Genomic DNA, 20,231 nt, shown 5'->3' on the forward strand with positions numbered 1-20,231 from the left:
CAAGTGGACGGGTTCCCGGCACGATTGGAAGAGCGCCATGACTCAGTTCGCACTGCTTTACCCAGAACGATTCAACATTGGAGTCTGAATCTCAACCCGCCTCACACACTAAATTCCGGATACCTCCACTCAGGCGAAGACGAAGTACTTGCGCACCGTCTCCACCACTTCCCACGTCCCTTTCATGCCGGGTTCGATCACGAACACGTCGCCGGCTTTCAGGTGCACCGGCTCCTCGCCTTCCGGCGTGATGATGCAGTAGCCATCGAGGAAGTGGCAGTACTCCCATTTTTCGTAATTCACCTCGAACTTGCCCGGCGTGCAGATCCAGGTACCCATGATCTTGCCGCCGTCCTTCGAGACATACGCGTTGAGGTTCACGGTGTGCGGATCGCCGCCAATGCGCTTCCACTTGGTCGCGTCAACGACAGGCGTCGGGCAGGTTTTGCGCAGAACGGTGATGAAATCGGACATGTCGGCTCCAGACTGACGATCGTATGAAAGACCTGTCACGTTAGTTCGAAAGCTTTACCCGGGCTTGTATGCTTCCGACGCCGACTCGTCTATTTTCGACATTGGCTGGCGGGCCGCCTCACGTTGCAGTCGACGTGCTCGCATAGCGCCATTCGTTCACTGTCGAGATGCTGGGCTCGTACCCTCTACGCGTATGAACAGAAGCACGGCACATCGAAAACCACACAAACCATCTGCCCTGCTGCGTGGCTTGACGCCCGAGTTAGAGTTGCTGCGGCCAACGACGCAACACCCCTTCGTCGGGGCCGATCGACGTGCTCTTGTTCCAATCGCGATTCAATTGTTCGGCTGAGGGTCCGAGTAATGCCAAATGACCATTCCCCATGCCGTGCGTTGAGGTCCTGGCATAGGCGTTCCGGCCTCGACATAAACCGAATCTTTCACGGCAGGACTTTGCCAATAGCCGGCGCGCGGACAAGGCTCCCCGGGCAGGGCACGTAGCCTTGGTTGCGCAGCAGGCTTGGGGAGGTAGGTCTCCTCCTCTGCCGGGATGCTGCCGTCCCGATAACGCTTGTCTTCCCACAATAGCCGCCAGCGCACCACATGTTCGTCGTTGGTACCTTCCAACAGGTACTTGTGGGCGATACTGCCCTTGAGGAAGTAACTCGGACATCCAACCTTGCCAGCCGGAAACCATGGTTCCCAGATACCCTCGACAGGAATCTCCTGATCGCAGCAAACCTCGCCGCTTGCGGATTCGTTCTTGGGCGGACAGGGAGGAAGCGATGCGGGATAGGTACGACCGGGTGGCCAATATCGCCAAGCAGGAAGGGGCGCATCTTCGAACATGGATTCGTAGGTCCAGTGCTCAAAAACGCGGGTCCCGCCGTCCGCACGTGTTCCATATGCGAGCATCCCGGTAAAACCGAATCCGACCGTGCACTTGAGCGCGTAGCAAATCAATCTCTCGATCCACACTCCCTCCGCGAACCCAGTGGCATATACCGGGTCCGAAAAGTTGGTGTCCTTTAGTCCCAGTGAATGAAAAAACGGATCGTATTTACGACCGATTTCAAGCGCACTCCGCCCAAACAACAGGTCGCCACCTTGCTGGCTTCCTACAATCAGCGCGTCGTATGCTGCTCGCTTGTCAAGGCCTCGGCGCAATGCATCGATGCCCAGATCCATTTGCACCAGTGCCCCCAAGAAGTCATGTATGTAGGCTTCCTCAAGCTCCGCCTGATTGGGGCTCGGTGTATCCAGTTGTTGTGCGTACGCGCCGAGAAAGTCCCGATATAGTCCAACGGTGTATTCCAGAAACGTGAAGCTCGTCCATTTCTTGAGCAGATAAAACGCCTTTGCTCGCGCATCCTGTTCCTGCTCGGGGGTCATGGTCAAAATATTCAACATCATGGAACCTGTTCGTCCGTCGATTGTTTGCCCGCATCGGCTACCGCTCTCCGCGCGTAACCTTCCTGTCTGATCTTGGCCGATCGCTCCCGCTCGGCCAGCATGAGCGCTCGCGCGGTTGCTTGATCGGGTAGCTTAACGTCGGTCCAATGCGTCCGAAGTGCCTTGAGTTGCCCGTTCGCGAGCTGCGCTTCTATCCATTTTTTCACGGGCGCATTGAACGAGTGCTCAAAGTCCACGAAGAATTGAAGATCGCCTCCGACCAGCAAACGCATGGTGGCAACTTCTTTTTCGTTGTCCCATTGCTCGGCAATCCGCCCCTTCCACCCGACACTGCCAGCGACGCCACCGCTCCAGCGTCGAGTGATGCCAGCCGCCAAATCCTTCCGCTTGCCATCCGCCAGCAAACCCCTGTAGAACTTTCCGTTCTGCGGGCGTCGTATAATGGCCAACACCTCAGCTTCCCAAGCCCCGGCGCGTTAATCAGAGTCACTGTCTACGCGCATTCTCACGTCATAATTTCTCCCAGCTCCACGAAGAACCACTGTTCATGCGCGCTTCGCTGCGATGCCAGTTTTCACCCGGCGCCAACTGCAAGAAGCTGACGATATAGCCGCCGCTCCCTGATGACACTCCTCAGTTGAAGCATCGACAAAACTCGCATCGGTGGAGTCTGCGCACGCAAGGAATGCGGTACAGTTAGGTTCCAATCAGGGACCGAGCGATGAGAGAGATTCAGGCGAAAACGCGCAGCGTGCGCGAACTGCTGAGCGATACCAAATACGGCATCGACTATTACCAGCGTGAGTACAAGTGGCAGCCCAAGCAGATCGTCGAACTGGTCTCCGACCTCACCTCAGCATTCCTCGAAGAGTACCAACCACAGCACGAGCGCAAGGACGTAGCCTCTTACGGCCACTACTTCCTGGGCTCCATCGTCATCAGCCAGCCGGACGATAAAAAGCAGATCGTCGATGGTCAGCAGCGGCTGACCAGCCTCACGCTGCTGCTGATCTACCTACACAGCATCCAGAAAGACCGGACGGATGCAGTTTCGGTCGAGAAGATGATCTTCTCCGACGAGTACGGCGAGAAGTCTTTCAATCTCGATATTCCCGAACGCAACGAGTGCATGAACGCGCTGTTCGACGGCGAGCCATATGATTCCATCGATCAGGTCGAATCGATACGGAACCTGATCGGACGCTACAACGACATCGTTGACGCATTTCCCGACGAGATTGCTACCGGTAAGGCACTACCTTACTTCGTCGATTGGCTCCGTAACAAAACGCAATTGGTCGAGATCACGGCATACGCCGATGCTGACGCCTACACGATCTTCGAGACCATGAATGACCGAGGGCTGTCGCTATCGAATACGGACATGCTCAAGGGCTACCTGCTCGCAAGCATCACCGACACAGCAAAGCGCGCTGAGGCCAATAAGGAAATTAAGAACTGGTTGCTCGCCTTTGCCAAGCATGACAGCGACGGGGAAACTAAAGAAAGCGAAGCAGACTTCTTCAAGGCCTGGCTGCGAGCGAAGTATGCACAGGGCATCCGCGAACGAAAGAAAGGCGCAAAACCGGAAGACTTCGACCTGATCGGCACGGAATATCATCGCTGGGTTCGCGACCAGGACGATCTGATCGGCCTCAATACCAGTGACGATTTCAGCCGCTGGGTGCGTCAGGACCTCCGATTCTTCGCTCGCATCTACCTGAATGTGTTGGAAGCATCCACGACCTTGACGCCGGGACTGGAATCCATCCGTTTCAACGCTGACCACGGCTTTACTCAGCAATTTCAAGTCCTGCTTGCCCCACTGCTACCGACCGATGACGAAGTCACGGTGAAGGCAAAGCTCAAACTGACGGCAGACTACCTTGATTGCTGGCTCAATCGCCGGCTTTGGAATTTTAAATCGATTGACTACTCGACCCTGCAATACGCCACCTTCTTGCTGACCAAGGATCTGCGCAATTTGCCGTTAGAGGTGCTGCGCGACAAATTGATCACGAGATTGACCTTGGAAGAACTCGAACTGCCATTGGACGATCAACCTTACCTCAACAATTGGAATGCCAAGAGTCTGCATCGCCAGTTGGCTCGATTCACGCACTGGATAGAAGAGCAAAGCGGGCAGCCGGGGAGATACCATGAATACATCGTTCGCTCGGGCAAGAATGCCCACGAGATCGAACACCTGTGGGCCAACCATTTCGAGCGTCACACCGATGAATTCACCCATGCCCAAGACTTTTCCGCACATCGCAACAAGGTCGGAGGACTCGTGCTGCTGCCGAAGAAGATCAATGCGAGCCTGAATGACAAGCCGTATAGCGACAAGCTAGAGCATTACCGGAGCGAGAACCTACTCGCCAGATCGCTACACCCCTTGTGCTACGTTCACAACCCAGGATTCGTAAGGCTGAAGGCGGAGACCGGTTTGCCGTTCAATCCGTTCAACGAATTCAAGAAGGCAGACTTCGACAAGCGCTTCAGCCTCTACAAGGGGATTGCAGAACGGCTGTGGTCAACCAACCGATTGAAGGAGGGAGCCTGATAACGATCGAGACACCGCTCGATCATCAAGCCATGCCAGTTTCGATGCCAGCGGCCAAAACGCCCCACTTGCCATCCCCACCGAAACCCCTGTAGAATCGCAGGCTCTGCGGGCGTCGTATAATGGCCATTACCTCAGCTTCCCAAGCTGATGACGTGGGTTCGATTCCCATCGCCCGCTCCACTTTCCGGCTGCCCTGCAGCCTGCGCATGAGCCGCCTCTTCCCTCGTCGAAGGCGGCTTTTTTGTACCATGCGCTGAATCGCCCGGCAGCACTGCTGCGCAACGGGCTCTCGCCCGAACCGAGCCTTTCTCTGTACCGATGATGCACGACGATCCGAACGAAGCCGGCCTGCCGCCGCACGACGACGCCATTCCCGACGAAGCCGACCAAGGCGCCGACGAAGCCAACCCGCTGCATCGCCACCGCATCCGCAGCTTCGTGACGCGCGCCGGCCGCGTATCGACCGGCCAGCGCCGCGCGATCGACGAGTTCGGCCCGCGCTTCGTCGTCCCGTATGCGCCGGCGCTGCCCGACTGGAACGCGATCTTCGGCCGCACTGCACCGCGCATCCTCGAGATCGGTTTCGGGATGGGCGCATCGACCGCGGAAATCGCCGCGCACCGCCCGGGCGACGATTTCCTCGGCGTCGAGGTGCACGAGCCGGGCGTCGGTGCGCTGCTGAAGCTGATCGGCGAGCAGGATCTGACGAACATCCGCATCATCCAGCACGACGCGGTCGAGGTGCTCGAGCACATGATCGCGCCGGAAAGCCTCGACGGCGTGCACATCTTCTTCCCCGATCCGTGGCACAAGGCGCGTCACCACAAGCGCCGGCTGATCCAGCCGCCGCTCGTCGCGCATCTCGCGTCGCGCCTGAGGCCCGGCGCGTACCTGCACTGCGCGACCGACTGGCAGAACTACGCGGAGCAGATGCTGGAAGTGCTCGGCGCGGAACCGGCGCTCGAGAACACGGCCGCCGACTACGCACCGCGCCCTGACTACCGCCCGGTGACGAAGTTCGAACGGCGCGGGCTGCGGCTCGGCCACGGCGTGTGGGACCTGGTGTTCCGCAAGCGCGCAGGCTGAACGCCCCGCCCCGCGCAAAATAAAAAAGCCCGACCGGCATCTCGCGCCGGTCGGGCTTTTTTATCGAAGGCGCACCGGCCTTCGCATTCGCCTCACGACCAGTTCAGCCACCCGCTGTAACCGACCAGCAGCACGAACAGCCCGAATGCGATCCGGTACCACGCGAACACCGTGAAATCGTGCGTCGCGACGTAGCGCAGCAGCCAGCGCACGCACACGAACGCGCTGACGAATGCCGACACGAGCCCGAGCGCGAACAGCCCGAGCGAATCGACGGTGAACGCCTGCCAGTCCTTCACGGTTTCATAGAGCGTCGCGCCGAAGATGATCGGAATCGCGAGAAAGAACGAGAATTCGGTGGCCACGCGGCGGTCGAGGCCGAACAGCATCCCGCCGATGATCGTCGAGCCCGAGCGCGACATGCCGGGCACCAGCGCGAAGCACTGCGCGAGTCCGACCTTGAATGCGTCGAGCGGCGTCAGCGCATCGACCGACATCACGCGCGGCGGCTGGCCGCGTTCGCGCTGCCGCGCCTCGGCCCACAGGATGATCGCGCCGCCGACGACGAGCGCGAACGCGACGGGCACCGGCGCGAACAGCACGGCCTTGATCTTCTTCTCGAACAGGAGGCCGAGCGCGATCGCGGGAATCGTCGCGATCACGACGTTCAGCGTGAAGCGCCGCGCGTCGGGCCGGCTCGGCAGTCCGGACACGACGGACACGATCCGCTGCCGGTATTCCCAGCAGACGGCGAGGATCGCGCCGAACTGGATCACGACGTCGAATGTCTTCGCGTGCGAATCGTTGAAATTCAGGAAGCTGCCCGCGACGATCAGGTGACCGGTGCTCGACACCGGCAGGAATTCCGTCAGCCCCTCGACGACGCCGAGGATCAATGCCTTGCAGATCAGGATCCAGTCCATCCGTGGCCCAACTCCGAAATGGTCGAAAGAAAAGGCCACTCTTGCGCGCGCGGCCCGCCCGGCCGTGCGCGCCCCGTCGTCACTTTTCGACGATCGCCACGCGTATGCCGTTTGTAAGGATCGTAATTGTACCGGGTTCGTAGTTCACCCCGGCAAATTGCAATTGTTCCGGCTTGAACGTGTAGATCGGGTAGTTGGTCAGCAACTGCGTCGCGAGCAGCCCGGCGGCCGCGCCAACCTGCTGCGCGTACATCTGCGCGTCGCCGTCGAGCACGAGGCTGTCGACGGCCGGCGCCCTCAGCACCACCGAGCGGCTCGGCGCGTCATACGCGAGCTGGCCCGACACGGTGAACTTGCCGCTGACGGGCGCGCGCAGGAACGGGCTCGCGAAATTCGCGTCGAGCTGCACGGCGATGCGGTTCTGGTCGGGCAGCAGGTTGACGGCCGGGTTCGCGAGCGACACGTCGACGACCTGCGCGACCGTCTTCTGGTAAGGAAACTTGCGCGCGACGGCCTTCTGCACGTCGCCGCGCGAGAACGTGTAGTGATCGGGGATGAACGGGAACGTCGACGCGCACGCGGCAAGCGATACGCACACGCCGACGGCGCCGATGGCGGCAGCGAGAAAACGGCGCCGGCCGGGCGCGCGAGGGACGGTCATGCTGAACTCTCTCCTGGATGCGCCGGCCGCGTCGCGGCCTCGAGGCGCGTAAGCCACGCGAGCGCGTCGTCGCGCGACGCGCCGCACATGTCGGCGGACGGCTGCAGCCCGGAGCAGCACGCGGGGCGCTCGGGCCGGCCGAAGATCATGCAGCGCAGGTCGTCGCCGAGCTGCACGCAGCGCCCGCCGGCCGGCTTGCCGTCGGGCATGCCCGGAATCGGGCTGGAAATCGACGGCGCGATGCAGCACGCGCCGCAGCCCTCGCGGCACGCGTGCGGCGGCGGGACTTCGGCGGGCGCCGGGCGGACAGGCATTTCGACGGACACTCGGCTCTCTCGACGAACAACGAAAAACGAACAACGAAAAACGGTGCGGCAACCGGACGCGGTATCCGGCAGCCCTACCCCGCATTGTGCCATCGCCGGCTGCGACGTTATTACACAATGCAGGCCGCGCGCGCGTTCATATACTCGAAAGCATCTAAAAAGCGCGAGACCGTCATGCATTCTGGTTCTGCCGACACGATGTTCCGTCCCGATTTGCTCACGAAATACGGCGCGAACGGGCCGCGCTATACGTCGTACCCCACCGCGCTGCAATTCCGCGACGACTTCGATCCGGCCGACTACGTGCGCGCGGCCGGCGACCCCGGCGCGTCGTCAAGCGACCTGTCGCTGTACTTCCACATCCCGTTCTGCAACACCGCGTGCTTCTACTGCGGCTGCAACAAGATCGCGACCAACAACCGCCGCCGCGCGCGACCGTATCTCGACCAGCTCAAGCGCGAAATGGCGCTGCAGGCCGCGCTGTTCGATCCGTCCCGCCCCGTCACGCAGCTGCACTGGGGCGGCGGTACGCCGACCTTCCTGTCCGACGACGAAACGGCCGAGCTGATGGCCGCCACGCGCGAGCATTTCGCGCTCGCGGCGGACGCCGACGCCGAGTTCTCGATCGAGATCGATCCGCGCACGGTCACGCCCGCGACGCTCGTCCACCTGCGCACGATCGGCTTCAATCGGCTGAGCCTCGGCGTGCAGGATTTCGACCCGGCCGTGCAGCAGGCGATCAACCGCGTCCAGCCGCGCGCGATGACGGCCGACCTGCTCGCCGCCGCGCGGGCGACGGGCTTCCATTCGGTGAGCGTCGACCTGATCTACGGGCTGCCGCACCAGACGGTCGCGGTGTTCGCACGCACGCTGGAGACGATCATCGAGCTCGCGCCCGATCGCCTGTCGGTGTTCGGCTACGCGCACATGCCGCACCTGTTCAAGATGCAGCGGCAGATCGACGATGCAACGCTGCCGCCGCCGGAGACGCGCATCGCGCTGCTCGGCCTCGCGATCGACATGCTGACGTCGGCCGGCTACGTGTACATCGGGATGGACCACTTCGCGCGGCCGTCAGACGAACTGGTGCGCGCGCAGCGCAACGGCACGCTGCAGCGCAATTTCCAGGGCTACAGCACGCGCGCGGATACCGACCTGATCGGCTTCGGCGTGTCGTCGATCGGCAAGGTCGGCGACGTCTACGCGCAGAACGCGAAGGATCTGCCCGCGTACGGCACCGCGCTCGACGCGGGCCGGCTGCCGATCGCGCGCGGCGTACGGCTCACTCCGGACGACCGGCTGCGCCGCGACGTGATCACGCAGCTGATGTGCAATCTCGAACTGCCGTTCTCGCATGTCGAGGCCGCGCACGGCATCCGCTTCGCCGATCATTTCGCGCGCGAGCTCGACGCGCTGCGCCCGTTCGAGCGCGACGGGCTGCTGACGATCGCGCGCGACCGGCTGACGATCCACCCGGCCGGCCGGATGGTCGTGCGCAACATCGCGATGGCGTTCGACGCGTATCTCGGCCAGACGCCGCGGCAGCGCTACTCGCGCACGGTTTAGGGCCGTTCGCGCGGGCCATGGGGCGGGCGCCGGCCCGGCCAGTTTGATAGAGTGTGAGGCTTACATCCGCTTCGCCAGCCCCCAAGATGCGCACCACCAAAGCGACCCACGCGGTCGAACGCCTGAAGACCCGCTCCGGCAACCCGCAATTCGCGGCCGTCGCGATGGCGGGCGGCCTGTTCTATCTCGTCGACCGCTCGGGCGGCACCGCCGAAAAGCGCTGCGAGCCGCTGCCGCTCGACGAATTCGTCAAGTTCGTCGACGAATTTGGCCCCAAAAAGCCGCGCAAGGCGAGCAAGCTCGACCTCGCATTCGAGGCGCAGATCAAGAAGAGCAAGGGGTAAAGGTCTGTTGCAGGCCGCCTGAAGGCTTCGCGGCCGTGCCGTTTGGTACAATCACGAAGTTTCTCTATCCCCGCTGATGGCCGACCAGGCTGCGTGACCACACCATGAATATCGAAAACGCGCGTTTCAACATGATCGAACAGCAGATCCGTCCGTGGGACGTGCTGGATCTGGATGTCCTGGGCCTGCTGTCGATCGTCAAGCGTGAGAACTACGTTCCGGCCCAATACCGCGATCTCGCGTTCGCCGATCTCGAACTGCCGCTGCCGGGCGGCGCCAGCAAGATGCTGTTCCCGCGCGTCGAAGCGCGCGTGCTGCAGGAGCTGGCGGTCAAGAAGCATGAGAACGTGCTCGTGATCGGCGCGGGCTCGGGTTACCTGGCCGCGCTGTTCGCGCATCGCGCGCAGCACGTGACGGCCGTCGAGATCGATCCGGCGATCGCGAAGTTCGCGGCAGACAACCTGCGCAACGACGGCGTGACCAACGCCGAAGTGGTGCTTGGCGACGGTTCGCGCGGCTGGGCCGCGAAGGCGCCGTACGACGTGATCTGCGTCGCGGGCGGCCTGCCGGTCGTGCCGCAGGACATGCTCGAACAGCTGAAGATCGGCGGCCGCCTGTCGGCGTTCGTCGGCGGCCGTCCGGTGATGAAGGCGCAGATCATCACGCGCATCGACGACAAGCAGTACCGCGTCGCCGACGTGTTCGAAACCTACATCGACCACCTCGTCAACGCGATCGAGCCGTCGCGCTTCAAGTTCTGAGCGGCGGAGCCTCCATGCAGATCCTGACGCCCGCGATGCTCGCGGAATGGCTCGGCGACACGGCGCGCCCCGCGCCGGTCGTGCTCGACGTGCGCGAGCCGTGGGAAATCGCGACCGCGCAGATCGCCGGCAGCGTGTCGATTCCGATGCAGCAGATTCCCGCGCGCAGCGAGGAGCTCGACGACGATGCGGAAATCGTCTGCGTGTGCCATCACGGAATGCGCAGCGCGCAGGTCGCGATGTTCCTCGAATCGCGCGGCTTCACGAAGCTGTACAACCTGCAAGGCGGAATCGACGCGTGGTCGCGCGACGTCGACCCGTCCGTGCCGCGCTACTGACCGATCCTTCCGGCCGCGCATCGCGCGCCGCCGCGCCGCCGCGCCGCCCGGCACCCTGCCGCCGGCCGCACCGATCCGCCGAACGGGCGCGCACCGCGCGCCCGTTTCTCATTCCCCTTCCGTTCCGGCATTTCCCCGCGCCGCGACGCCGCGACACCTTCGTGCACCATTTGCGCCCGCGCGCCTGCACCGCAACGGACCGCGCATGCTGCACGACGCGTCATCCGCACCGCGTCGATGCCCGCCGATGGCCCGCACAGGCACGCCGGGCGTGCATCGGCGCGACTGGCACATGCCTTGCGTTACACGATGGCCGGCGCCGCCACGGCGCACGCGCATCCAACACGACAAAGGGGATCTCGATGAAACGTCGCAGTCTGTTGAAGTTCGGTTCGATGGCCGGCGCGCTCGCGCTGGCGGGCAAGAGCCCGTTCGCGCACGCAGCCGACGCGGGCACCGGTCCGATCAAGGTCGGCATCCTGCATTCGCTGTCGGGCACGATGGCGATCTCGGAGACGTCGCTGAAGGACACCGCGCTGATGACGATCGCCGACATCAACAAGAGCGGCGGCGTGCTGGGCCGCAAGCTCGAACCGGTGGTGGTCGATCCCGCGTCGAACTGGCCGCTGTTCGCGGAGAAGGCGCGCCAGCTGCTGACGCAGGACAAGGTCGCGTGCGTATTCGGCTGCTGGACGTCGGTGTCCCGCAAATCCGTGCTGCCGGTATTTGAAGAGTTGAACGGGCTGCTCTACTACCCGGTGCAGTATGAAGGCGAGGAAATGTCGCGCAACGTGTTCTACACGGGCGCCGCGCCGAACCAGCAGGCCATTCCGGCCGTCGAGTACCTGATGAGCGCGGAAGGCGGCGGCGCGAAGCGCTTCTTCCTGCTCGGCACCGACTACGTGTATCCGCGCACGACCAACAAGATCCTGCGCGCGTTCCTGAAATCGAAAGGCGTGAAGGACGCCGACATTCAGGAGGTCTACACGCCGTTCGGCCACAGCGATTACCAGACCATCGTCGCGAACATCAAGACCTTCTCGCAAGGCGGCAAGACGACCGTGGTCTCGACGATCAACGGCGATTCCAACGTGCCGTTCTACAAGGAACTGGGCAACCAGGGGATCAAGGCGACCGACGTACCGGTCGTCGCATTCTCGGTCGGCGAGGAGGAGCTGCGCGGGATCGACACGAAGCCGCTCGTCGGCCACCTCGCCGCGTGGAACTACTTCATGTCGGTGAAGAACCCGACCAACACGAAGTTCAAGGACCAGTTCGCCGCCTGGGTGAAGGCGAACAACCTGCCGGGCGGCGCGAAGCGCGTGACCAACGATCCGATGGAAGCGACCTACGTCGGCATCCACATGTGGAAGCAGGCCGTCGAGAAGGCGAAGAGCACCGACGTCGACAAGGTGCGCGTCGCGATGATCGGCCAGACGGTCGCCGCGCCGTCGGGCTTCACGCTGGCGATGGACGGCAACCACCACCTGCACAAGCCGGTGATGATCGGCGAGATCCGCGGCGACGGGCAGTTCAACGTCGTGTGGAAGACGAAGACGGCCGTGCGCGCGCAGCCGTGGAGCCCGTTCATCGCGGGCAACCAGAACAAGCCGGACGTCGTCAGCTCGATTCCGGCGTTCCTGCGCCGGCAGCGCGCGGCGCTGGCGTGACGCCGGGCGGCGCGTCGCGCCTCGCGCGCGACGTGCCGCTCGCCTGCCCGCCGTCGATGCGCCGGCCGCGCTTGCCGTGACGAACCGCGCGCGCCGGCGCAGCGCCGCTCCGACTCCCCTCGCCCGACAGGACTTCCCGATGCCTACACGCTTTCGCCGAGCCGCCCGCGCGATCGCGGCATGCGCCGCCCTCGCGGGCCTGCTGCCGCACGCCGCGTTCGCGCTGACGGCGGCCGACACCGCCGCGCTCGCCGGCGACGACTTCGACGCGAAGACGGCCGCGATCGAGCGGCTCGCCACCGATACCGATCCGCGCGCGGTAACGATCCTCAACGCGCTGTCGACCGGCGATGCGCTCGCGACCGGCGACGGCCGGCTGCTGATCCAGTCCGGCGACACCGCGCACGACGCGCTCACGCAGGCCGCGACGCCGGCCGGCGACGCGCAGCCGGTGATGCTGAACAACCTGCTGCGCACGAAGATCGCCGGCGCGCTGTCGGGCCTCGCGCTCGCGTCGCCCGACGTCGCCGCGCGGCGTGATGCGATCGACGCGCTGCTGAAGTCGCCCGACCCCGCGCTCAAGCCGATGATCGACCGCGCCCGCGCGAAGGAAACCGATCCGGCATTGAAACGTCGCCTCGACGCATTGTGGGCGATCGCCGCGCTGCACGACGCCGATCCGGCGAAGCGCCTCGAAGCCGTGCAGGTGGTGGCCGCGCGCCAGGATCTCGACATGATCGAACAACTGCGTCCGCTCGTCGCGAAGAACGCGGACGGCAGCTACGCGGAACCCGACGCGCGCGTGCGCGAGGCCGCGCAGCAAGGGCTCGATACGTTGCACGCGCTGCAGCGCCGCGGCGAAATTGTCGGCACGGTGTTCGCCGGCCTGTCGCTCGGCAGCGTGCTGCTGCTCGCCGCGCTCGGCCTCGCGATCACGTACGGGCTGATCGGCGTGATCAACATGGCGCACGGCGAATTCCTGATGATCGGTGCGTACGCAACCTATGTCGTGCAGACGCTGATCCAGCGCTACGCGCCCGGCGCATTCGACTGGTATCCGCTCGTCGCGGTGCCGGTGTCGTTCGCGGCGGCCGCGCTCGTCGGCATCGTGCTCGAACGGCTGGTGCTGCGGCACCTGTACGGCCGCCCGCTCGAGACGCTGCTCGCGACGTTCGGCGTGAGCCTGATCCTGATCCAGGCGACGCGCATGCTGTTCGGCGCGCAGAACGTCCAGGTCGTGAACCCGTCGTGGATGAGCGGCGGCGTGACCGTGATGCAGAACCTGATCCTGCCGTTCAACCGGCTCGCCATCCTCGCGTTCGCGCTCGCGGTGGTGTTCGTCGCGTGGGCCGTGCTGACGAAGACGCGGCTCGGCCTGTTCGTGCGCGCGGTCACGCAGAACCGGCGGATGGCCGCCTGCGTCGGCGTGAAAACCGCGCGTGTCGACGCGTATGCGTTCGCGTTCGGCGCGGGCATCGCGGGCCTCGGCGGCTGCGCGCTGTCGCAGATCGGCAACGTGGGCCCCGATCTCGGCCAGAACTACATCATCGATTCCTTCATGGCAGTCGTGCTCGGCGGCGTCGGCCAGATCGCCGGCACCGTGCTCGGCGGCTTCGGGCTCGGCCTCGTCAGCAAGGCCATCGAGCCGTTCTGGGGCGCCGTGCTCGCGAAGATCGCGGTGCTCGTGATGATCGTGCTGTTCATCCAGAAACGCCCGCAGGGCATGTTCGCCCCGAAGGGCCGCAGCGCGGAGGCTTGACGTGACTTCATTCACCGATTCGATATCGAACCCGGTCGCCGATACGCCGAAGCCCGCCGCCGGCACGCGCGCGGACGGCTTCGCGCTCGGCCTGCCGCCCCGCCCCGCGCTGCTGTCGCGCCGCGCATGGCTCGCGCTCGTCGCGCTGTGCGTGGCGATCGGCATCGGCGTGCCGCTCGCCGCGCTCGTCGCGCCGGAAGCCAGCGCGTTCCATCTGTCCGCGTACGCGATGACGCTCGCCGGCAAGCTGATGTGCTACGCGATCGCCGCGCTCGCGCTCGATCTCGTATGGGGCTACTGCGGGATCCTGAGCCTCGGCCATGGATTGTTCTTCGCGCTGGGCGGCTATGCGATCGGCATGTACCTGATGCGCGAGATCGGCCGCGACGGCAAGTATGGCAGCGACCTGCCCGACTTCATGGTGTTTCTCGACTGGCATCAGTTGCCGTGGTACTGGAGCGGCACGCAGCATCTGGCGTGGGCGCTCGCGCTGGTCGTGCTCGTGCCGGCCGTGCTCGCATGGGTGTTCGGCTTCTTCACGTTCCGCTCGCGCGTGAAAGGCGTGTACCTGTCGATCATCACGCAGGCGCTGACGTTCGCCGCGATGCTGCTGTTCTTTCGCAACGAGACGGGCTTCGGCGGCAACAACGGCTTCACCGACTTCAAGCGCATCGCCGGCTTCGCGATCACGTCGCCGGGCACGCGCACCGTGCTGTTGCTGCTGACCTTCGCGACGCTCGTGCTCGCGTTCATCGTCGCGCGTGCGGTCGTCACGAGCAAGCTCGGGCGCGTGGTGACCGCGGTGCGCGACGGCGAGACGCGGCTGATGTTCCTCGGCTACAGCCCGCTCGCGTACAAGCTGTTCGTGTGGACGCTGTCGGCCGTGCTGTGCGGCATCGCAGGCGCCTTGTACGTGCCGCAGGTCGGCATCATCAATCCCGGCGAGATGTCGCCCGGCAACTCGATCGAAATGGCGATCTGGGTCGCGGTGGGCGGGCGCGGCACGCTGATCGGGCCGATCGTCGGCGCGTTCGCGGTGAACGGCGCGAAGAGTTTCTTCACCGCGTACTTCGCCGAATACTGGCTGTTCTTTCTCGGCCTGATCTTCGTGCTCGTGCCGCTCTTGCTGCCGCGCGGGATCATGGGCCTCGTCGACACGCTGCTCGCGAAGGGGAAACGCGCATGAACGGCACGGCTCTCTATCAGTTCACGCCGCCGCCCGACGACGAGCTGCTCGCCGTCAGCGGCAGCGCGTCGATGGGGCGCGTCGTGCCGCCCGGCATCGACACGTCGCACGGCACGATCCTCTATCTCGAGGATATCGAGGTGAGCTTCGACGGTTTTCGCGCGCTGAAGAAGTTGTCGCTCGCGATCGACGCGGGCGAGCTGCGCTGCGTGATCGGCCCGAACGGCGCGGGCAAGACGACGATGATGGACGTGATCACCGGCAAGACGCGGCCCGATGCGGGCAAGGTGTTTCTCGGCCAGACGATCGACCTCGCGCGGATGAACGAACCCGAGATCGCGCGTGCGGGCATCGGCCGCAAGTTCCAGAAGCCGACCGTGTTCGAACAGCATCCGGTGTGGGAAAACCTCGAACTCGCGATGCAGACCGACAAGGGCTGGCTCGCGTCGCTGCGCGCGCGGCTCGACCGCACCGCGCAGGCGAAGATCGAGGAGACGCTCGCGCTGATCGGCCTCGAAAGCGATGCGTATCGCGCGGCCGGCGAACTGTCGCACGGGCAGAAGCAGCGGCTCGAAATCGGCATGCTGCTGATGCAGCGTCCCGCGCTGCTGCTGCTCGACGAGCCGGCAGCCGGGATGACCGACCACGAGACGATGGAGCTCGCCGAGCTGCTGAACACGCTGCGCGGCACCTGCTCGATGATGGTCGTCGAGCACGACATGGAATTCGTCGCGGCGCTCGCGGGCGACACGGGGCGCGTGACGGTGATGGCCGAAGGCGCGGTGCTCGCGCACGGCACGCTCGATCAGGTCAAGCGCGACGAAGCGGTGATCGAGTCTTACCTCGGACGATGATGCGATGCTGAAAATCGAAGCGCTGAACCAGTACTACGGCGGCAGCCATATCCTGCGCAACGTGAACCTCGTCGCCGACGACGGCAAGCTTACCGTGCTGCTCGGCCGCAACGGCGTCGGCAAGAGCACGCTGCTGCGCTGCCTGATGGGCGTCGTCGCCGCGAAAAGCGGCAGCGTGTCGTGGCGCGGCGCCGCGCTCGGCGCGTTGCCGCCGTATGCGCGTGTGGCGGCCGGGCTCGCTTACGTGCCGCAGGGCCGCGACATCTTTCCGCGGCTCACCGTCGAGGAAAACCTGCTCGTCGGCGCGGCGAGCCGCAAGGCGCCGTCGAAAGTGCCCGATCGTATCTACGAACTGTTTCCGGTGCTGAAGGACATGCGCGCACGGCGCGGCGGCGACCTGTCGGGCGGCCAGCAGCAGCAGCTCGCGATCGGCCGCGCGCTGATGAGCGAGCCGCAGTTGCTGATCCTCGACGAGCCGACCGAAGGCATCCAGCCGTCGATCATCCAGGACATCGGGCGCACGCTGCGCCAGCTCGTCGACGAATCGAGGATGACCGTGCTGCTCGTCGAACAGTATTACGATTTCGCGCGCTCGATCGCGGACCATTACTGGGTGATGAGCCGCGGCGAGATCGTCGCGGGCGGCGATGCGCGGGACATGGAGACGAATGGCGTGCGCGAACTGATCGCGGTGTAGTGAAGGCTTGGACGAATGCCGAGAGGCGACAAGAATTTCATTAAAATGGTCTTCTTCAACGCTCGCTGAAACCGAGCATTTCAGTGAAAGTCTTAGCCTCTCCACGTCCAATAGATGTCCGCCCCCGACTCCCACGCCCCGCTGTCCCGCCCCGCCGTCGCCAAGTCGTGGCGCGGCCGTCTCGAACTCGGCTTCGAGCGGGACGGTGCGCGCACGACGCTCGCGCACCGCCTGCACGACGGCCCGCTGCGCGTGCAGCGGCCGCTGTACCCGGAAGGCGACGCGATCTGCCATGCGGTGATCGTGCACCCACCAGGCGGCGTCGCGGGCGGCGACCGGCTCGACATCGACATCGCGCTCGGCGACGGCACGCACGCGGTGCTGACGACGCCCGGCGCGACCAAGTGGTACAAGTCGAACGGCCTCGATGCGACGCAGCGCATCGGCATCGCGGTCGGCGCGCACGCGAAGCTCGACTGGCTACCGCAGAACAACCTGTTCTTCGACGCGGCGCACGCCGCGCTCGATTTCACGGTGACGCTCGGCGCAGGCGCGAGCGCGATCGGCTGGGACGCGACGCAGCTCGGCCGGCAGGCGGCCGGCGAAACCTGGTCGGCAGGACGCATCGCGTCGACGTCGGCGCTCGTCGATGCCGACGGCCGGCCGCTGTGGACCGAGCGCGCGCTGCTCGATGCACGCGACCCGCTGCGCGGCGCGCCGCAGGGCCTCGCCGGCTTTCCCGCCTACGGCACGCTGTGGGCGGCCGGCGCCGCGTGCGACGCCGCGCTCGCCGAAACGCTCGCCGCCAGGATGCCGTTCGACGATACGCTGCGCGCAGGCGCCACTTGTGTAACGCCCGGCGTCGTGCTGGTGCGCGCGCTGGCGACGTCGATGGAAGCGCTGCAGCGCCACTTCACCGACTGCTGGCTGCAGTTGCGGCCGATCGTGCACGGCGTCGACGCGCGGCCGCTGCGTCTCTGGCAAACCTGAACGCGCACGCATCGCGCACCGTTTCCGCGCAATGGCGCGACACGCGGCGCACACTCTTCGCGCATCGCGCACCACGAAAGAGCATGACGGCGCGCGGGATGCACATGGCACGCCCCTTGCTGCTTACATAAGCGATACACGACGCACGCCAAACAGCGCGGTGCTACGATGATCCGCGCGCCTGCCCGGTCGCGTGCGCACCGATAAAAATTACGTTTTCCTGAACGCCTGCCTTCATGAAACTGACTCCCCGCGAAAAGGACAAGCTGCTGATCTTCACGGCGGCGCTGCTCGCCGAACGCCGCCGTGCGCGCGGCCTGAAGCTCAACTATCCGGAGGCGGTGGCCTTCATCACCGCGGCGCTGATGGAAGCCGCGCGCGACGGCAAGACGGTCGCCGAAGTCATGCATTACGGCACGACGCTGCTCACGCGCGACGACGTGATGGACGGCGTGCCGGAAATGATTCCCGACATCCAGGTCGAAGCGACCTTCCCCGACGGCACGAAGCTCGTGACCGTCCATCATCCGATTCCGTGACCAAGGTGGTACCGCGCATGATCCCCGGCGAAATCCTCACCGACGACGGCGAACACGAACTGAACGCGGGCCGTGCGACGCTGACGCTCGCTGTCGCGAACACCGGCGACCGCCCGGTGCAGGTCGGCTCGCACTACCACTTCTTCGAAGTCAACGACGCGCTGTCGTTCGATCGCGCGGCCGCGCGCGGCTTCCGGCTCAACATTGCGGCCGGCACGGCCGTGCGCTTCGAGCCGGGCCAGACGCGCACCGTCGAGCTCGTCGCCCTCGCGGGCGAGCGCGCCGTCTACGGTTTTCAGGGCAAGGTGATGGGGCCGCTGTAAGCCGCGCCCCGCTCTTCAGGAACAGCACATGACACTACGCTTGAGCCGCCGCGCGTACGCGGAAATGTTCGGGCCGACGACGGGCGACCGCGTCCGGCTCGCCGATACCGAACTGCTGATCGAGATCGAACGCGACTTCACGACCTACGGCGAGGAAGTGAAATTCGGCGGCGGGAAGGTGATCCGCGACGGCATGGGCCAGTCGCAGCGCGTGGCCGCCGACGTGCCCGATACCGTCATCACGAACGCCGTGATACTCGATCACTGGGGCATCGTGAAGGCCGACATCGCGATCAAGCACGGCCGCATCGCCGCGATCGGCAAGGCCGGCAACCCCGACATCCAGCCGGGCGTGACGATCGCGATCGGCGCGGCCACCGAAGTGATCGCCGGCGAAGGGCTGATCGTGACGGCAGGCGGCATCGACACGCACATTCACTTCATCAGCCCGCAGCAGATCGACGAGGCGCTCGCGTCGGGCGTCACGACGATGCTCGGCGGCGGCACGGGGCCGGCCACCGGCACCAACGCGACGACCTGCACGCCGGGCCCGTGGCACATGGAGCGGATGCTGCAGGCGGCCGACGGCTGGCCGATCAACCTCGGCTTTCTCGGCAAGGGCAACGCGAGCCTGCCGCAGCCGCTCGTCGAGCAGATCGCGGCCGGCGCGATCGGGCTGAAGCTGCATGAAGACTGGGGCACGACACCCGCCGCGATCGACAACTGCCTGTCGGTCGCCGACGACACCGACACGCAGGTCGCTATCCACACCGACACGCTGAACGAAGCCGGCTTCGTCGAATCGACGGTCGCCGCGTTCAAGGGCCGCACGATCCATACGTACCACACCGAAGGCGCGGGCGGCGGCCACGCGCCCGACATCCTGAAGGTGTGCGGCGAGATGAACGTGCTGCCGTCGTCGACCAATCCGACGCGCCCGTACACGATCAACACGCTCGACGAGCATCTCGACATGCTGATGGTGTGCCATCACCTCGATCCGTCGATCGCCGAGGATCTCGCGTTCGCCGAATCGCGCATTCGCCGCGAGACGATCGCGGCCGAGGACATCCTGCACGATCTCGGCGCGCTGTCGATGCTGTCGTCCGATTCGCAGGCGATGGGCCGCGTCGGCGAAGTGATCATCCGCACGTGGCAGACCGCGCACAAGATGAAGGTGCAGCGCGGCGCGCTGCCGGAGGACACCGCGCGCAACGACAACTTCCGCGCGAAGCGCTACGTCGCGAAGTACACGATCAACCCCGCGCTCACGCACGGGATCGCGCACGAAGTCGGCTCGATCGAGCCCGGCAAGTGGGCCGACCTCGTGCTGTGGGAACCGGCGTTCTTCGGGATCAAGCCGTCGATGATCCTGAAGGGCGGGATGATCGCGCTCGCGCAGATGGGCGACCCGAACGCGTCGATCCCGACGCCGCAGCCGGTTCATTACCGCGAAATGTTCGCGACGCGCGGCGGCGCGCTCGCGCGCACGTCGCTGACCTTCGTGTCGCAGATGGCCGCCGACGCCGGCATCGCGGAGCGCTACGGCCTCGCGAAGCGGATCGTGCCGGTGCGCAACTGCCGCAACGTGACGAAGGCCGACATGATCCACAACGCATGGCGCCCGTCGATCAGCGTCGATCCGGAAACCTACGACGTGATCGCCGACGGCCAGTTGCTCACCTGCGAACCGGCGACGGTGCTGCCGATGGCGCAGCGCTATTTCCTGTTCTGATTCGGAATCCCCAGTTT

Annotated in this window: 21 protein-coding genes and 1 tRNA gene; 16 read left to right on the top strand and 6 right to left on the bottom strand. The window is 65.0% G+C overall.

Annotated features, from left to right (window positions below):
* Positions 1–129: 129 nt before the first annotated feature.
* From LGM42_RS16420 to LGM42_RS16430, 3 genes are all read right to left on the bottom strand, one after another.
* Positions 130–474, bottom strand: a complete 345-nt coding sequence (locus LGM42_RS16420) for a cupin domain-containing protein (protein WP_226232667.1) — start codon at positions 472–474, stop codon at positions 130–132.
* A 336-nt stretch (positions 475–810) separates the two neighbouring features.
* Positions 811–1,887 carry an Imm72 family immunity protein gene (locus LGM42_RS16425; RefSeq protein ID WP_226232668.1) on the bottom strand — a complete coding sequence of 359 codons (1,077 nt, stop codon included), beginning with the start codon at positions 1,885–1,887 and terminating at the stop codon, positions 811–813.
* Complete coding sequence (locus tag LGM42_RS16430; RefSeq protein WP_226232669.1) at positions 1,884–2,336, bottom strand: hypothetical protein; 453 nt, start codon at positions 2,334–2,336, stop codon at positions 1,884–1,886. The genes LGM42_RS16425 and LGM42_RS16430 overlap by 4 nt, the downstream gene beginning before the upstream one ends.
* Before the next feature lie 272 nt (positions 2,337–2,608).
* Between LGM42_RS16430 and LGM42_RS16435 the strand changes: the two genes are divergently transcribed.
* The 3 genes from LGM42_RS16435 to trmB all read left to right on the top strand — a co-directional run bounded on the left by LGM42_RS16435 (position 2,609) and on the right by trmB (position 5,542).
* The gene (locus tag LGM42_RS16435; protein ID WP_226232670.1) at positions 2,609–4,453 is read left to right on the top strand and encodes a DUF262 domain-containing protein; all 1,845 of its coding nucleotides are present in this window, start codon (positions 2,609–2,611) and stop codon (positions 4,451–4,453) included.
* 108 nt (positions 4,454–4,561) lie between these two features.
* Positions 4,562–4,636 (top strand) — tRNA-Gly (locus LGM42_RS16440).
* Between the two features lie 138 nt (positions 4,637–4,774).
* A complete protein-coding gene (gene trmB / locus LGM42_RS16445; protein WP_226232671.1) occupies positions 4,775–5,542 on the top strand; it encodes a tRNA (guanosine(46)-N7)-methyltransferase TrmB in 768 nt (255 codons plus the stop codon).
* A 92-nt stretch (positions 5,543–5,634) separates the two neighbouring features.
* On the opposite strand, the gene LGM42_RS16450 is transcribed toward trmB, so the two are convergent.
* The 3 genes from LGM42_RS16450 to LGM42_RS16460 form a co-directional block, all read right to left on the bottom strand.
* On the bottom strand, positions 5,635–6,465 hold the full coding sequence (locus tag LGM42_RS16450) for an undecaprenyl-diphosphate phosphatase (protein ID WP_060965671.1): 831 nt from the start codon (positions 6,463–6,465) through the stop codon (positions 5,635–5,637).
* 79 nt (positions 6,466–6,544) lie between these two features.
* A complete protein-coding gene (locus LGM42_RS16455) occupies positions 6,545–7,126 on the bottom strand; it encodes a DUF1439 domain-containing protein (RefSeq protein WP_226232672.1) in 582 nt (193 codons plus the stop codon).
* The gene (locus LGM42_RS16460; RefSeq protein ID WP_226232673.1) at positions 7,123–7,440 is read right to left on the bottom strand and encodes a YkgJ family cysteine cluster protein; all 318 of its coding nucleotides are present in this window, start codon (positions 7,438–7,440) and stop codon (positions 7,123–7,125) included. Before LGM42_RS16460 ends, LGM42_RS16455 begins: the two co-directional genes overlap by 4 nt.
* Positions 7,441–7,626: 186 nt before the next feature.
* On the opposite strand from LGM42_RS16460, the gene hemN reads away from it, so the two are divergent.
* From hemN to ureC, 13 genes are all read left to right on the top strand, one after another.
* Complete coding sequence (hemN, locus tag LGM42_RS16465) at positions 7,627–9,018, top strand: oxygen-independent coproporphyrinogen III oxidase (RefSeq protein ID WP_226232674.1); 1,392 nt, start codon at positions 7,627–7,629, stop codon at positions 9,016–9,018.
* Positions 9,019–9,104: 86 nt separating this feature from the next.
* On the top strand, positions 9,105–9,362 hold the full coding sequence (locus LGM42_RS16470) for a hypothetical protein (protein WP_006488573.1): 258 nt from the start codon (positions 9,105–9,107) through the stop codon (positions 9,360–9,362).
* A 104-nt stretch (positions 9,363–9,466) separates the two neighbouring features.
* Positions 9,467–10,123, top strand: coding sequence for a protein-L-isoaspartate O-methyltransferase family protein (locus LGM42_RS16475; protein WP_059574170.1), 657 nt, complete (start codon positions 9,467–9,469; stop codon positions 10,121–10,123).
* A gap of 14 nt (positions 10,124–10,137) precedes the next feature.
* Positions 10,138–10,461, top strand: coding sequence for a rhodanese-like domain-containing protein (locus tag LGM42_RS16480; RefSeq protein ID WP_089490748.1), 324 nt, complete (start codon positions 10,138–10,140; stop codon positions 10,459–10,461).
* A 362-nt stretch (positions 10,462–10,823) separates the two neighbouring features.
* Positions 10,824–12,131, top strand: coding sequence for an urea ABC transporter substrate-binding protein (urtA, locus tag LGM42_RS16485; RefSeq protein ID WP_059574171.1), 1,308 nt, complete (start codon positions 10,824–10,826; stop codon positions 12,129–12,131).
* Positions 12,132–12,270: 139 nt separating this feature from the next.
* Positions 12,271–13,890 (top strand): urea ABC transporter permease subunit UrtB, encoded by a 1,620-nt coding sequence (urtB, locus tag LGM42_RS16490; protein ID WP_226232675.1) that lies wholly within the window; start codon positions 12,271–12,273, stop codon positions 13,888–13,890.
* Position 13,891: 1 nt separating this feature from the next.
* Positions 13,892–15,076 carry an urea ABC transporter permease subunit UrtC gene (gene urtC, locus LGM42_RS16495; protein ID WP_059574173.1) on the top strand — a complete coding sequence of 395 codons (1,185 nt, stop codon included), beginning with the start codon at positions 13,892–13,894 and terminating at the stop codon, positions 15,074–15,076.
* The gene (gene urtD, locus LGM42_RS16500; protein WP_226232676.1) at positions 15,073–15,930 is read left to right on the top strand and encodes an urea ABC transporter ATP-binding protein UrtD; all 858 of its coding nucleotides are present in this window, start codon (positions 15,073–15,075) and stop codon (positions 15,928–15,930) included. Before urtC ends, urtD begins: the two co-directional genes overlap by 4 nt.
* A gap of 4 nt (positions 15,931–15,934) precedes the next feature.
* On the top strand, positions 15,935–16,627 hold the full coding sequence (gene urtE, locus LGM42_RS16505; protein WP_059574175.1) for an urea ABC transporter ATP-binding subunit UrtE: 693 nt from the start codon (positions 15,935–15,937) through the stop codon (positions 16,625–16,627).
* Positions 16,628–16,741: 114 nt separating this feature from the next.
* Positions 16,742–17,617 (top strand): urease accessory protein UreD, encoded by an 876-nt coding sequence (locus LGM42_RS16510; RefSeq protein ID WP_226232677.1) that lies wholly within the window; start codon positions 16,742–16,744, stop codon positions 17,615–17,617.
* A gap of 236 nt (positions 17,618–17,853) precedes the next feature.
* On the top strand, positions 17,854–18,156 hold the full coding sequence (gene ureA, locus LGM42_RS16515) for an urease subunit gamma (protein ID WP_006406310.1): 303 nt from the start codon (positions 17,854–17,856) through the stop codon (positions 18,154–18,156).
* A 17-nt stretch (positions 18,157–18,173) separates the two neighbouring features.
* Positions 18,174–18,479 (top strand): urease subunit beta, encoded by a 306-nt coding sequence (locus tag LGM42_RS16520; protein WP_059641908.1) that lies wholly within the window; start codon positions 18,174–18,176, stop codon positions 18,477–18,479.
* Between the two features lie 28 nt (positions 18,480–18,507).
* Complete coding sequence (ureC, locus tag LGM42_RS16525) at positions 18,508–20,214, top strand: urease subunit alpha (RefSeq protein WP_006491061.1); 1,707 nt, start codon at positions 18,508–18,510, stop codon at positions 20,212–20,214.
* Positions 20,215–20,231 lie beyond the last annotated feature (17 nt).

Source organism: Burkholderia sp. AU39826, from assembly GCF_020419965.1.
GTDB classification, from domain to species: domain Bacteria; phylum Pseudomonadota; class Gammaproteobacteria; order Burkholderiales; family Burkholderiaceae; genus Burkholderia; species Burkholderia semiarida.

Coding starts and splice junctions, on each gene's coding strand:
- LGM42_RS16420 (WP_226232667.1), bottom strand. CDS start 474: ATGTCCGATTTCATCACCGTTCTGCGCAAAACCTGCCCGACGCCTGTC.
- LGM42_RS16425 (WP_226232668.1), bottom strand. CDS start 1,887: ATGATGTTGAATATTTTGACCATGACCCCCGAGCAGGAACAGGATGCG.
- LGM42_RS16435 (WP_226232670.1), top strand. CDS start 2,609: ATGAGAGAGATTCAGGCGAAAACGCGCAGCGTGCGCGAACTGCTGAGC.
- trmB (WP_226232671.1), top strand. CDS start 4,775: ATGATGCACGACGATCCGAACGAAGCCGGCCTGCCGCCGCACGACGAC.
- LGM42_RS16450 (WP_060965671.1), bottom strand. CDS start 6,465: ATGGACTGGATCCTGATCTGCAAGGCATTGATCCTCGGCGTCGTCGAG.
- LGM42_RS16455 (WP_226232672.1), bottom strand. CDS start 7,126: ATGACCGTCCCTCGCGCGCCCGGCCGGCGCCGTTTTCTCGCTGCCGCC.
- LGM42_RS16460 (WP_226232673.1), bottom strand. CDS start 7,440: ATGCCTGTCCGCCCGGCGCCCGCCGAAGTCCCGCCGCCGCACGCGTGC.
- hemN (WP_226232674.1), top strand. CDS start 7,627: ATGCATTCTGGTTCTGCCGACACGATGTTCCGTCCCGATTTGCTCACG.
- LGM42_RS16470 (WP_006488573.1), top strand. CDS start 9,105: ATGCGCACCACCAAAGCGACCCACGCGGTCGAACGCCTGAAGACCCGC.
- LGM42_RS16475 (WP_059574170.1), top strand. CDS start 9,467: ATGAATATCGAAAACGCGCGTTTCAACATGATCGAACAGCAGATCCGT.
- LGM42_RS16480 (WP_089490748.1), top strand. CDS start 10,138: ATGCAGATCCTGACGCCCGCGATGCTCGCGGAATGGCTCGGCGACACG.
- urtA (WP_059574171.1), top strand. CDS start 10,824: ATGAAACGTCGCAGTCTGTTGAAGTTCGGTTCGATGGCCGGCGCGCTC.
- urtB (WP_226232675.1), top strand. CDS start 12,271: ATGCCTACACGCTTTCGCCGAGCCGCCCGCGCGATCGCGGCATGCGCC.
- urtD (WP_226232676.1), top strand. CDS start 15,073: ATGAACGGCACGGCTCTCTATCAGTTCACGCCGCCGCCCGACGACGAG.
- urtE (WP_059574175.1), top strand. CDS start 15,935: ATGCTGAAAATCGAAGCGCTGAACCAGTACTACGGCGGCAGCCATATC.
- LGM42_RS16510 (WP_226232677.1), top strand. CDS start 16,742: ATGTCCGCCCCCGACTCCCACGCCCCGCTGTCCCGCCCCGCCGTCGCC.
- ureA (WP_006406310.1), top strand. CDS start 17,854: ATGAAACTGACTCCCCGCGAAAAGGACAAGCTGCTGATCTTCACGGCG.
- LGM42_RS16520 (WP_059641908.1), top strand. CDS start 18,174: ATGATCCCCGGCGAAATCCTCACCGACGACGGCGAACACGAACTGAAC.
- ureC (WP_006491061.1), top strand. CDS start 18,508: ATGACACTACGCTTGAGCCGCCGCGCGTACGCGGAAATGTTCGGGCCG.